Origin of the sequence: Acinetobacter sp. ABJ-A23_2, assembly GCF_044538765.1 — a bacterium.
Taxonomy (GTDB): domain Bacteria; phylum Pseudomonadota; class Gammaproteobacteria; order Pseudomonadales; family Moraxellaceae; genus Acinetobacter; species Acinetobacter nosocomialis_A.
Genome location: NZ_JBIUCP010000022.1, coordinates 1 through 13,311 on the forward strand (window position 1 = coordinate 1; position 13,311 = coordinate 13,311).

Annotated in this window: 12 protein-coding genes; 6 read left to right on the forward strand and 6 right to left on the reverse strand. The window is 38.6% G+C overall.

Annotation, left to right across the window (positions count from 1 at the left end):
- Positions 1 to 140: 140 nt before the first annotated feature.
- The 4 genes from pgaA to pgaD are packed head-to-tail and all read left to right on the forward strand — an operon-like array spanning position 141 to position 6,116.
- The gene (pgaA, locus tag ACH63V_RS09400) at positions 141 to 2,579 is read left to right on the forward strand and encodes a poly-beta-1,6 N-acetyl-D-glucosamine export porin PgaA (protein WP_396463341.1); all 2,439 of its coding nucleotides are present in this window, start codon (positions 141 to 143) and stop codon (positions 2,577 to 2,579) included.
- On the forward strand, positions 2,579 to 4,408 hold the full coding sequence (gene pgaB, locus ACH63V_RS09405; RefSeq protein WP_396463342.1) for a poly-beta-1,6-N-acetyl-D-glucosamine N-deacetylase PgaB: 1,830 nt from the start codon (positions 2,579 to 2,581) through the stop codon (positions 4,406 to 4,408). Before pgaA ends, pgaB begins: the two co-directional genes overlap by 1 nt.
- Positions 4,408 to 5,655, forward strand: coding sequence for a poly-beta-1,6-N-acetyl-D-glucosamine synthase (pgaC, locus tag ACH63V_RS09410; RefSeq protein ID WP_396463343.1), 1,248 nt, complete (start codon positions 4,408 to 4,410; stop codon positions 5,653 to 5,655). The genes pgaB and pgaC overlap by 1 nt, the downstream gene beginning before the upstream one ends.
- On the forward strand, positions 5,652 to 6,116 hold the full coding sequence (pgaD, locus tag ACH63V_RS09415; RefSeq protein WP_396463344.1) for a poly-beta-1,6-N-acetyl-D-glucosamine biosynthesis protein PgaD: 465 nt from the start codon (positions 5,652 to 5,654) through the stop codon (positions 6,114 to 6,116). The genes pgaC and pgaD overlap by 4 nt, the downstream gene beginning before the upstream one ends.
- Before the next feature lie 40 nt (positions 6,117 to 6,156).
- Here pgaD and ACH63V_RS09420 read toward each other — a convergent pair whose 3' ends face one another.
- The 4 genes from ACH63V_RS09420 to ACH63V_RS09435 all read right to left on the reverse strand — a co-directional run bounded on the left by ACH63V_RS09420 (position 6,157) and on the right by ACH63V_RS09435 (position 9,181).
- A complete protein-coding gene (locus tag ACH63V_RS09420) occupies positions 6,157 to 6,720 on the reverse strand; it encodes a flavoprotein (RefSeq protein WP_396463345.1) in 564 nt (187 codons plus the stop codon).
- 147 nt (positions 6,721 to 6,867) lie between these two features.
- Complete coding sequence (locus tag ACH63V_RS09425) at positions 6,868 to 7,872, reverse strand: LLM class flavin-dependent oxidoreductase (protein ID WP_263614040.1); 1,005 nt, start codon at positions 7,870 to 7,872, stop codon at positions 6,868 to 6,870.
- Between the two features lie 134 nt (positions 7,873 to 8,006).
- Complete coding sequence (locus ACH63V_RS09430; protein WP_396463346.1) at positions 8,007 to 8,525, reverse strand: hypothetical protein; 519 nt, start codon at positions 8,523 to 8,525, stop codon at positions 8,007 to 8,009.
- A gap of 236 nt (positions 8,526 to 8,761) precedes the next feature.
- Entirely contained in the window at positions 8,762 to 9,181 is a 420-nt protein-coding gene (locus ACH63V_RS09435; RefSeq protein ID WP_002049123.1) for a glycine zipper domain-containing protein, read from the reverse strand.
- A 398-nt stretch (positions 9,182 to 9,579) separates the two neighbouring features.
- Between ACH63V_RS09435 and prfA the strand changes: the two genes are divergently transcribed.
- Complete coding sequence (prfA, locus tag ACH63V_RS09440) at positions 9,580 to 10,668, forward strand: peptide chain release factor 1 (RefSeq protein ID WP_002049300.1); 1,089 nt, start codon at positions 9,580 to 9,582, stop codon at positions 10,666 to 10,668.
- Positions 10,668 to 11,483: a peptide chain release factor N(5)-glutamine methyltransferase gene (prmC, locus tag ACH63V_RS09445; protein WP_396463347.1), complete on the forward strand. Its 816-nt coding sequence runs from the start codon at positions 10,668 to 10,670 to the stop codon at positions 11,481 to 11,483. The genes prfA and prmC overlap by 1 nt, the downstream gene beginning before the upstream one ends.
- Positions 11,484 to 11,485: 2 nt before the next feature.
- Here prmC and ACH63V_RS09450 read toward each other — a convergent pair whose 3' ends face one another.
- Positions 11,486 to 12,325, reverse strand: a complete 840-nt coding sequence (locus tag ACH63V_RS09450; RefSeq protein WP_396463348.1) for an ABC transporter permease — start codon at positions 12,323 to 12,325, stop codon at positions 11,486 to 11,488.
- 3 nt (positions 12,326 to 12,328) lie between these two features.
- The gene (locus ACH63V_RS09455; protein WP_284084086.1) at positions 12,329 to 13,303 is read right to left on the reverse strand and encodes an aliphatic sulfonate ABC transporter substrate-binding protein; all 975 of its coding nucleotides are present in this window, start codon (positions 13,301 to 13,303) and stop codon (positions 12,329 to 12,331) included.
- Between the last annotated feature and the right edge of the window lie 8 nt (positions 13,304 to 13,311).

Sequence of the window (13,311 nt, forward strand, 5' to 3'; positions counted from 1 at the left end):
TAAATATTTATTAAAAAAATTAACTTAATTCATAAAAAATAAAAAATGTTAAATAGATCACACTATTTTGTATTTGTGTGACTTAATTTTTATATGTCCTATAATTTTCCATCTCGATATGGGACTATCCGATTATCAAAATGCTAAAAAAATGTGTTTTTTCATTGGTATATCTCTTGCCAATTCATTTATACGCAGCTCAAGTTGATGTATTACGTGAGCAAGCTATTCAAAATTATAGAGCAGGGCAAACTCAACAAGCTGTCTCTCAACTAGATCAATTGTTAAAACATTATCCATATGATCAAAAACTGCTTGCTGATTATTTAGTTATTATGTCAAGTGAAAAAAGAGACCTGACGAATTTTACAGAGTTTTTGACAAACGTGGATTATGTGAATTTTCCAGAATATGCACAGTTACCTTTAATTCAAAATTTTCGTGATTTTAAACACTTTAAAACTGCAATTGATTGGTCAAATAAATTCAATATTCAAAAGTCAGTCGATGGACGTATTTTATTATCAGTTTTGAATGCTGAAGCTCAAGATACGGCAAACGCGAAAACTCAGTTATCGAGTATCAATATTAACGGTTTAAATGCTAATCAGCTGGTACGGGTTGCCTATGCTTACCGTTTGATAAATTTACCCGTAGACGCTTTAGCTACAGTTGAGCATGCTTATCAGCAACAACCAAAGTCGTCAGCTGTTTTGCAAGAGTATGTTTATGATTTGGTTGCTATTGGAGCATATCAAAAAGCTCAGCAATTACTCCAAGCAAGCGAAAAAAATCAGCAAACTGAGCAATTACAACAAACTTTACAAGTCAGTGAATTTTCTCAGCATGTCAATAATGCAATTGCTCGCTATAAATATTTAAATCGTCAAGGCTTATCAGATGCAGAAAGCTTTGCTGAGTTAGATAGCGTGTTGGAACAAGGGCAAAAGATACAACAGCAAATGAAACCTGATGACCCTAACTATTTAAGGTTTCATTATGACTATTTATATGCATTAGATTTCAGAGGACGAGCGAAAGCAGTTTTAGAGAATTTTACTCAATTAAATATTCCGCTTGAAAAATTACCTGCTTATGTACGTCATGCAATTGCCGATAGTTATTTGGCTGAGCAAAAACCGAAGCAAGCTGAACTTGCTTATAAGACGCTTTTAACCGAAAAAAATTATCCGGATATGATCGTCTATAGCGGGTTGTATTATTCTTATATTGAACAAGAAAAATATAAGGAAGCTGAACAGTTTTTGGCAAAAGTTGATCATCTTATTCCGACTTATAAATATAGTCAGGCAAAAGGTGTAGATAAAACTAGCCATCCTGACCGAGACGATTATATTGCTTTAAAAGGGATGCATTTAGCTTATGCCAATCATTTAGATCAAGCTGAAAAACACTTTCAAAAAACAGTAGAGCAGGCACCTGCAAATGAGAGTTTAATTAATAACCTTGCCCGTGTGGAGCGATGGAGGGAAAAGCCTCTAGAAGCAAAAAAAACAATCTCTCGTTTAAATGGTATAGATCCGATTGCTAAAGATACTCGCATTAATGAAATGCAAAATGCTCAGGCTTTAGGTGATATCCAGACATGGCGTAAAACAACGCAAAACTTAGTACAGTTTTATCCTGATGATAGTGGTGTTATTAAAAGCCGCAAAGAGTTGGATGATCGTAATAGAGCTACGATTTCACATTCAACGACTTGGGGCCAAAGTAAAGCTAATAATAGCGATTCTGTAAGTGGACAAAACGGTTTAAAAGACCGTGAGATGGAAACTCGCCTTAATAGTCCGTGGATAAAAGATAATTATCGTTTATTCGCTTGGCATCAAGATCGTTATGGCGAATACAATTTTGGTGATGTCCATAACCAGCGCTATGGTGTTGGGGCCGAATGGCAAGCTAATCGTAAGGCATTGTCGGCGATCTTGTCGCAAAGTACAGATGGCGGACAAGCTGGTGTTAGTCTTGAGTGGTCACAGTGGCTAAATGATCACTGGCAGTATCAATTGCAATATAACAGTCAGGCTGACATTCCTCTACAAGCGATTGATGTAGGAGAAGATGGTCAATCTTACCGAGCTGCATTGACATGGCAAAAGGATGAATCACGTCAAATTGGTGCAAGTTACGGTTTGACTGATATTAGTGATGGCAATAAACAACAAGAATTTTCAACTTTTTGGCGTGAAAGACTATTTGCAGCGCCGCATCACATTACTTATGGCACTGTCCGTGGTTTTTATGGCAGTAATAGCCAAGATCAAACCGCTTATTTTAGCCCAAGTTCGCATTACAGCGCCGAGTTGAACTTAAGTCATGACTGGGTGACTTGGCGTGAATATGAACGTTCATTTAAACAGCATTTCGAGGCTGGGGTGGGCCTTTATAAACAAGCCGATTATTCCACTAAGCCAGCCTATTCTTTGCAATATCAACATCAATGGCAGCTATCACGTACATGGCAACTCAATTATGGAATCGGCTGGCAATACCATCCTTACGATGGACATGCTGAACAGCATACCTATGGTATTTTCGGATTTGAAGGGCGTTTTTAATGAATAATTTATTTTCGAAAGTGTTGGGCTGTGCTTTGGCTTCGACATTGTTACCTCTGCAATTTGCATATGCCCAAATAGAAAAAGATTTACCAAAAAATCGCACAGTTTCTTTAACTTTTCATGACGTCAGAGATGATGTTTTAAAAGAGGGCGATCGGGATATATATGCAATTCAAACTAAAAATTTAGCGCAGTTCTTTGACTGGCTCAGTCAATCTGACTGGAAGCCAATACGTTTGAAAGATATTGAAGAGGCTCGTAAGCAAGGCAAAGAGCTACCTCATAATGCCATTTTGTTAACCTTTGATGATGGTGCTTTAAGTAGCTACAGTCGTATATTTCCATTGCTTAAGCAATATCAGATTCCGGCAGTTTTTGCACTCCCAACCAGTTGGCTAAATGGTAATACAAAAGCTGGCTATGAAGCCTATGGACAAGGGAACTTGGTCAATTGGAAGCAAGTACGAGAAATGCAGGATTCTGGCTTAGCTGAGTTTGCAAGCCATAGTGATGATTTACATCATGGTGTGCTTGCTAACCCTCAAGGGAATGAACAACCCGCGGCAAATTCTTATATGTATTTAAAATCACAAGCGCGTTATGAAACGGACGCGGAATATCAACAACGTATTTTGAATGATTTAAAAAAATCTCATGATGTCTTAAAAAAAGAATTGGGTGTAGAGCCGAAAGCGATTGTATGGCCGTATGGTGCGGTAAATCAGCAGTTAGAGAAGCTGGCTCAACAAGCAGGTTTCACTTTTTCTTTTAGTCTTGGACGTGATGGGGTAAATCAGATTAATGATCTGACCTTTAAACGTAGTCTAATGGTCGACAACTCTACAGCTGAACAGTTGACTGAGACGTTACTTAATATTTTGAATTCGGCCGAGAAAGATTTATATAAGCAGCCAAAACATTTTGTAAGTATGGACTTAAAGCAATTAGCTGCTTCAACCAATACTCAGTCAGATGAAAAATTAGGGTTATTGTTATCCAAACTTTATAGCTTAAAAAACAATACGCTGATATTGAAGCCTTTAGATGACCAAGATGGAGATGGGCAATATGACATTGCTTATTTCCCAACAACTCAAATGCCAGTTAAGCAAGATATTTTGAACCGTAGTTTATGGCAGGCACAAACGCGTGCAGGTCAGGCGGTTATTTTAGAACTACCTATTTATCCTCAAAAAAATAAACTATTTTTGGTGGCAGATTTAGCTAAAGATATTGCGCGTTTTAATAGCAATTTAAGTGGTATTCAGCTTAATGCCGGAACTGCTTTAAATTGTGCAATGCAAAACACAACGTTGAACGAAAGCAACTGTGTTGAACAAGTAAAGCAATTATCACAACTGAGTCAACTGACTCAAAAAGCTGCAAAGCCTTATTTGAATATGAGTAATCAGGCCCAGTTTAGTTTGTTGCTGACACCAGATTTAGAGCACATTGAACAGTTACCAGTGCTTTTAAAATCACTCTTAACCCAACATGATTTAGTGAACCTAAAATTTAATATGGTGGGTAAGCAAAAACAATTTAAACAAGCCTTAGAACTTTTAAATACTCTTGATGCGAAAGACAAACAACGAATTATGCTGACATTAACATTGCCAGAAAATGACCAGAGAAATGCTTGGCAAGAAGTAAAACAAGGTCTTTTCGATATTCAGCGCATAGGTATTCAGAAATTTGGTGTTGATGGCTATGACACTGAAAATGCAAAAAATGTTCATGAGTATTTATATAATCCAATGAGTTTGAATTCGAGTTCGGTGATGTATCAGCCCTTTGCAGGTTTAGCGATTGAGGGGAAAAAGTAATGAGAGTATTACTCGATATTCTATTTGCTTTTGCCTTTTTATATCCTCTGCTTATGGCTTGGACATGGATGGTAGGTGGCCTTTGGTTTTTCTTTAAACGGGAATACCATGAGCAACAGTTACCTGAGCCGTCAGGTGAAGGGTGCAGTATTATTATTCCTTGCTTTAATGAAGAAGCCCAAGTACGGCAAACCATTCGTTATGCCTTGCAAACCAAATATCCAAATTTTGAAGTCATTGCTGTAAATGATGGTAGTAGTGACAGAACTGCAGAAATTCTTGATGAGTTGGCAGCACAAGATTCACGACTTCGGGTTGTGCACTTAGCAGAAAATCAAGGTAAAGCAGTCGCTTTAAGATCGGGAGTATTGGTCAGTAAATACGAATATTTAGTTTGTATTGATGGAGATGCTTTATTACATCCTCATGCTGTACTTTGGCTCATGCAGCCATTTTTAAAATTTCCGCGTATTGGGGCCGTCACTGGTAACCCTAGAATTTTAAATCGCTCAAGTATTTTAGGAAAATTACAGGTTGGGGAGTTCTCTTCAATTATTGGTTTAATTAAGCGCGCGCAGCGAACATATGGTCGTATTTTTACAGTATCGGGGGTAATTGTAGCGTTTAGAAAAACTGCTTTGGTTCGTGTCGGTTTTTGGTCTGATGACAAAATTACCGAAGATATTGATATCTCTTGGAAACTTCAAATGGATCACTGGGATATTCAATATATTCCTCAAGCTCTTTGTTATATCTACATGCCTGAAACTTTTAAAGGACTTTGGAAACAGCGGTTACGCTGGGCACAAGGCGGGGTAGAAGTCTTATTAGAATATATTCCTAAAATGTTCAAAGTTCGCTTGCGCCGTATGTGGCCAGTCATGCTTGAAGCTTTAGTCAGTATTGTTTGGTCATATGTGATGATATTTATTTTCTTACTTTTCCTGATTGGGCTGTTTATTGACTTGCCTCAGCAATGGCAAATCAACTCTCTAATGCCACAGTGGTATGGTGTGATATTAGGGGGAACATGCCTCATCCAATTTTTAGTCAGTTTATGGATCGATCATCGTTATGACCGTGGGCGTCTTTTTAGAAATTACTTTTGGGTAATTTGGTATCCGTTGTTTTTCTGGCTACTAACGTTATTTACCAGCGTGGTTGCGGTACCTAAAACTATATTTAACACGAAAAAACGTGCCCGCTGGGTAAGTCCCGATCGAGGCTTCCGTGGAGATAATTCATGAAAAATGAAGAAAAGACTGACGTAGAAGTTTTAGATATACCTGAATATATTGATCAGCCTGAATATGTAAAAAATAAGACCGCGAACTATACCTTGCAAACAATAGGTTGGTTTTGTTTAATGTGGCTGCTTTTTCCACTGGCTTCTTTATTTTTGTGGTTTTTTGAAGGACATCTTATTTATGACTATGTGTGGGTAGATCATATTTCGGAAGTGAAAACCTTATTACATTTACTCCTTTTAATTGGTCTAAGTGCTTTAGTTTTAATTTTGTGGGCGAGTTATAACTGGCTTAGATTTCATGGTGATGACCGTCGTAGTAAAGCTCCGAATAGTTCTGTTGAATTATTGGCTTCACAATTTATGGTAAATACAGAATCTTTATCAGAATTACAAAATGCACAACGTGTGGTCTTACATTACGATGATCAGGGCCATTTAAAACAGTATGATTTGAAATGAGTGAAAAAAGCATGGTCGATCAACCATGCTTTTTTTATTTTTAAGATGTTGTTCTAATGATGACATCAATAGGATGTTGAGTACCATCCATACTATAAATAGCTGTTTGAGTAACTTTGATAATTGGCCAAGTTTGCAATTTACAATTTGATCTTTGCAAGGCCGAATAGTAGCTATCAGATTTAAAAAAGGTTTTATTGGCTTGTGCTGTATTAGGCATTAAAAGTCGTCTCAGCCATGTTTCATTTACTTGAGTTTCAAGAAAACGTAGAGCTAGGATGCTTTTAACCCGATTGTTAAATAACCTCCGGTTTTTGGCAATCAGTGGGTGGGTAATGAGGCGATGTATGCCGATTTGACTATGGGGCAAAATAAAATGTGGTGTAATTTGAAATACAGTTACAAATTTTGCTTGTTGGCAAATTTTTTCTAAGTGCGTGACAGTTTCCTGATCTGTTCCAATAATCGCTACATTTAAATTAGAAAAATCATATGCTTTGATTGTATTTGATAAAAGAATTTGACCAGTAAAGGCGTCAAAATCCTGAACTGCATTTTGAAAAGTAACTGATTTGGCAACATTATTTTTAAGTTCAATACTCATTTTCCAAAAGTCCTTTTGGTTTTCATTTATGATGATTTTTTATCGTTTTAATATAAATAACCAAGCAAGTAGTTTGGGTAAAGTATTTTCAGATAGGTGGTTATCTCATGCTTGAAACTGATTCAAGCATGAGACTTTATGTATATATTAATTGTTTGATTTTAAATTAATTAATTGAGTAAAGCTGTCTAAACGCTTATTTGTATCATAGACATCACAAGTAAAAATAAACTCATCGACTTCATATGTAGCCAAAAGCTTTTCTAAACCTGAACGTACTGTTTCAGCTGAACCGATTTGAGCCATCGTATAGAAATTTTCAACAGAAAGCTGTTCTGCTGTGTTCCATAGTCCTTGCATTGATGTAACTGGCGGTTTGAGTTTCAAACTTTCACCACGAATTAATCCTAAAACACGTTGGTATGCGCTTGTTGCTAGGAACTGAGCTTCTTCATCTGTATTGGCAACCACAACAGGAACACCCATTGAAACATAAGGCTTGTCCAAATATTCAGAAGGTTCGAAATTTTCACGATAAAGTTCGATCGCTTGACCAAGCATGCGTGGTGCAAAATGCGATGCAAATGAATAGGGTAATCCTAGTTTCGCAGCCAATTGCGCGCTAAATAAGCTTGAACCCAATAACCAGACAGGTACATGAGTATTTTGTCCAGGAGTGGCAATAATTCTTTGGCCGGGTTGAGGCGCTTTAAAATATTGCAAAATCTCAACAACATCTCTTGGAAACTGATCTTCTGTTTCCTGATGCCCGCGACGTAAGGCACGCATAGTGACCTGATCTGTACCCGGAGCACGACCTAAACCTAGCTCAATACGATTTGGATATAAGGTTGCTAATGTACCAAATTGTTCTGCAACCACTAACGGTGCATGGTTTGGTAGCATGATACCACCTGAACCTAAACGAATGCGCTGGGTATGAGCTGCGATAAAACCAAGTAAAACAGCGGTTGCTGAACTCGCAATTCCATCCATATTATGATGTTCTGCAAGCCAAAAACGGTCATAACCTAATTTTTCTGCATGTTGGGCGAGCTCTAATGCATGACGTAATGAAAACTCGATTGTCTTATCATCACGTATAGGAGCAAGCTCCAAAATTGAAAATTTGGTATCTTGAAGTGATCGCATGCGATATTCTCAAAAAACGTTATATCGAAATAATACGATATAAATGGAGTGATGTATATCGGTTTTTTTCGATATAAATTTTACTCCCAAATAAAAAAGCACCGCTAGGGTGCTTTTTAATATCTGTGTACCAATTAGTGGTGTTTATACCAACCACGATGTAAGCCATTATCATGACGATAAGAAGCGCGGTCATTGTAATAACGACGATCATCACGATCATAGCGACGATCGTAACGGCGGTCATCACGATCATAACGACGGTCATAACGGTCATCATAGTTACGGTCTTGACCAACTTTACGACCTAAAGCAGAACCACCAGCTGCACCTACTGCTGCACCGATGTATCCACCGTTTGTACCACCCATGTTTTTACCAACGGTATAACCAGCACCACCGCCTAAAGCACCACCAATAGCAGCTTCTGTACGGTTACGACGGTCACTTGCTGCAGCCGCACCACCAGCACCACCTAAAGCAGCACCAATTGTTGCGCCAGATGTACCACCGATACTTTTACCAATTGCTGTACCTACTACACTACCTAGAGCAGAAGTTGCCGCTACACGGGTACCATTATCTGCATGTGCAACTGACACCATAGAGGTTGTTGCGATTAATGCACTTGCTAACCAAATATTCATTTTCATTTTGGAACTCCATGCTCATTTTGCTGAAGAGCAATCTTTATATCTTGAGCTAAATGTAATTAAAAATTTCGTGAAAATTATGGAGAAGGGCCATGCTGGTACGATAGTTTTGTGTCTGCTTTGTATGGTTTATATTAAGATGTGAATAAATCATGAACAATATATCGGGAGCGGGCAAAATTTTGCCTATAAAAAAAACACCCGAAGGTGTTTTTAAGTCTAAGTCTTCACTGTGATTAGTGGTGATGACGGTGTTTTTTCTTCCAGTGTTTAGAAGATCGATCATAATCGCGGTCTTTAGAAATTTTATTACCTAAAGCACCACCACCTGCCGCACCTAAAGCAGCACCGATGTATCCACCGTTTGTACCACCCATGCTTTTACCAACAGTATAGCCAGCACCACCGCCTAAACCACCGCCAATTGCAGATTCTGTACGGTGACGACGATCACTTGCAACTGCTGCACCACCAGCACCACCTAAAGCAGCACCAATTGTTGCGCCAGATGTACCACCCATGCTTTTACCAATTGCAGTACCAGCAACACTACCTAAAGCCGAAGCAGCTGCTACGTGAGTTGTATTGTCTGCATGTGCTACAGTCATCATAGAAGTAGCTAAAACAGCACTACATAACAAAGTATTTAATTTCATCATTTACTCCATGTCCCAAGTTGCAGGACCTTATATCTTTCGTTACGGCAAATGTAACAAAACACTTCTCTTCAAATGTGGAGAACCATCACTCGATTATTAGAGTTTAGTGTCTTCTTTGTATGCTTTCTATTAAAACGGGATGGAAAACCATCAATCTTATCTAAAAACTGAACAATAAAAATTAGTGAACGTAAGTCATAAGTGTTTGAGAGGAACAATATATAATTTAATAGGTTTACAGATGAAAAGAAGGTCTTTTTAAAGTTCAGGAATTAAAGGATTACATATGTCATTTAATCAGCATAATCTGTAAACTATGCGCTATTTTTATGATTTGGCTTATCTTCTTATATTTATCTAGATAAGTTTTTTGGACTTTTGAGATATTTCCTCTTATGAAAGCGTCACTCCGTTTACGACTTGATCAACTCTGTGATCGTCATGAAGAACTTACCGCATTGCTTGCAGATGCTGAAGTGATTTCCGATAACAAACGTTTCCGTAAACTGTCTCGTGAACATAGTGATTTAACTGAAATTACAGAAGTTTGGGGCAAATACCGTCAAGCAGAAGAAGACATTGAAACTGCTGAAATGATGAAGTCGGACCCTGACTTTAAAGATATGGCAGAAGAAGAAATTCAAGCGAATAAAGCATTGCTTGAAGAGCTAGAAAGCCAGCTCAATATCTTGATGATTCCAAAAGATCCAAATGACTCTAATGCTGCGTATTTAGAAATTCGCGCTGGAACGGGCGGTGATGAAGCTGCAATTTTCTCAGGTGATTTGTTCCGTATGTACAGCAAATATGCCGAGACACAAGGCTGGCGTATTGAAGTCCTTTCTGAAAATGAAGGCGAGCATGGTGGCTTTAAAGAAGTTATTTGCCGTGTAGATGGTGATGGTGTGTATGGCCGCTTGAAGTTTGAAAGTGGTGCCCACCGTGTACAACGTGTGCCAGCCACTGAGTCACAAGGTCGTGTGCATACCTCAGCTTGTACAGTAGCAATCTTGCCTGAAATTGATGTTGATACTAACGTTGAAATTAACCCGGCAGACTTACGTATTGATACTTACCGTGCTTCGGGTGCGGGTGGTCAGCACATTAACAAAACCGATTCGGCCGTGCGTATTACTCACATTCCAACGGGTACAGTGGTTGAGTGCCAAGAAGAACGTTCACAGCATAAAAACAAAGCTAAAGCGATGGCTCTTTTGGTATCGCGTTTAGAAAATGCAAAACGTGCAGCCGCTGATGCAGCAACTTCTGAAATGCGTCGTGATTTAGTTGGTTCTGGTGACCGTTCTGAACGTATCCGTACGTATAACTACCCGCAAGGACGTATGACGGATCACCGTATTAACCTAACTTTATATAAGTTAGACGCGATTATGGAAGGTGATTTAACTGAATTGCTTGATAGCTTACATCGTGAATATCAGGCAGATCAGCTTGCGATGCTTGCACAGGAAAATGGCGGCTAATGAATATTGCTCAAGCGCTTGCAATTCGTGGTGAGCTTGACAGTTATGAACGACAAGAAAATGCTTGGTTACTTGAGCATTTTCTAAAAATCAATTCGCTTGAATTGAAGTTTAGACTTGAGCAAGAGTTAACAGCCCAACAAGAACAAGATTATTTGGCTGGTCTTGAACGTATCCAAAACGGTGAACCTTTAGCTTATGTGACGGGTTCGCAACCATTTTGGACGCTCGATTTAAAAGTAACATCTGATACTTTAGTACCTCGTCCGGATACTGAGGTTTTGGTTGAAACTGTTTTAAGTCTAAATTTGCCAAAGAAAGCAAACATTGTGGATTTGGGAACGGGGACAGGTGCAATTGCACTTGCATTAGCGAGTGAACGCCCAGATTGGCAGGTAACAGCAACCGATATTTATGCGCCTACTTTAGAAGTCGCAAAAGAAAATGCTCAAGCTCATAATTTGCAACGTGTGAAATTCGCTTGCGGCGCGTGGTTTGAAGCACTAGAGCCACAAAAGTTTGATTTAATTGTTTCTAATCCGCCGTATATCGACCCTGAAGATGAACACATGCAAGCTTTGGCAACAGAACCGCGCCGTGCATTGGTTGCAGAGCATCAGGGACTGGCTGATATTGAAATTATTATTACTCAAGGGAAAAACTGGTTAAAACCACAAGGCTGGATTGCACTAGAGCATGGTTATGACCAAGGGCAAGCTGTTCGAGATCTTTTCACAGAGTATGGTTTTAGCCAAATTAAAACTATTCAAGACTATGGCCAAAATGATCGAGTCACTTTGGCATGCTGGATTTAAAATTATTTTTGTAGCGTATCACGCCAACGTAATAACCAGTTTTCGATAAGTTTCATTAAGGTATCGGTTACTTTACCCAGTAGGGCTAATAAAATAATTGCAATGATAACAATATCTGGTCGAGACGTTTCTCGGCCATCACTGAGTAAATAGCCAATCCCTTGAGTGGCTGCAATCAGTTCAGCTGCAATCATAAACATCCAAGATAAGCTTAAGCTGTTACGTAAACCCGTTAAAATGCCCGGAGATGCTGCTGGTAAAATAATAGATATAATCCGCTGAAAAGCATTAAGCCGATAAACTTTTCCAACTTCAATGAGCTTTCTATCTACATTATGAATTGCTGCAACTGTATTGGTATAGGTTGGAAAAAATGCTCCGATGGCAATAAGCGTAATTTTCGAGCCTTCGTCAATTCCTAACCAAAGTAATAACAATGGAATCCACGCAAGACTTGGAATTGACTTAATTGCAGAAAAGGTCGGCTCTAAATAAGCTTCTGCTTCTTTACTTAATCCCACCCAAATCGCAAAAATTAAACCTAAACCACTTCCTATCATAAAACCCACGAATACACGCCACGTACTTATATAAATATGAGCAAATAGATCGCTATGAGCTAAATCTAAAAAAGATTGCCATAAACTAGACGGTGCGGGGAGTAGATAAGCATCGATATAGCCATTTCTGACTAAAAACTCACAAGCCGCTAAAAAAATAAGTGGAATAAGTAGCGCTTTAAACCAACGTGTAAATTTGTTGTTTAAATGCTTTTTCTGCGATTTTAAAGCCTGCTGAGCTAAAAAGTGATTTAGCTCAGCTTTGTTAAGTGAATCACTCATATACTATTTCACGACTTTTTGAGCAAAACGTGGGTCTAACAACTGATCAACCACTTGATTGACGTTGGTACCTTTTCTAACCAAGTCTTCTTCTGTCAAAATTTTTCCAGAACGCTTTAGCGCTTGTGCTTGAGTTGCTGATGGAATGCTTTGATCAAAGTTGGTTCGGCTCAGTTGTAGTTTAGCCACAGGTAGAGGAAGTTTTGATTCTTGAGCTAAAAGTGCTGCCACTTTATCTGGATTGGCTTTTGCCCATTTTCTAGCTTGTTCGTAGGCTTTAATAACTGCTTCAACCGCTTCAGGGCTTTGCTTTGCAAAGTCTTCTTTAACACTCAGTACGCTATAACTATTAAATGCTACATTACGATAAAGTAATTTCGCGCCCGATTGAATTTGAGCTGAAGCCATTAATGGATCAAGCCCCGCCCAAGCATCTACTTGGCCACGTTCTAATGCGGTTTTGCCATCTGGATGTTGTAAATGGACCAGTTGTACATCGCGTTTGCTTAAGCCTACTGTTTCTAGTGCTTGTAGTGTAAATAAGAAAGGGTCTGTTCCTTTTGTCGCTGCAATTTTCTTACCTTTTAAATCTTTTAAGCTTTTAATAGGTGAGTTTTTTGCAACCACAAGGGCGGTCCATTCCGGTTGGCTTTGTACATAAACAGTTTTAATTGGGCTACCATTCGCTCGACTTAATACAGCAGCCAATCCAGCGGTAGAAGCAAAATCGATGCTATTACTGTTGAGATATTCTAATGAGCGGTTACTACCTTGACTAAAAACCCATTTAATTTGAGTATTTGGTAGAGCTTTCTCGAGAAGTTTTTGATCCTTTACCACCAAACTGGTTGGGGCATAGTAAGCGTAATCAAGTTTAAGCGTAGTCGGAATTGCTGCAAAAGTAGATGAAGCAAATACAAACCCCAATGTTGATGCCAACAAAGTCTTTGGTATAGAAAATTTTGATTTTAAAGACATGATAAAAA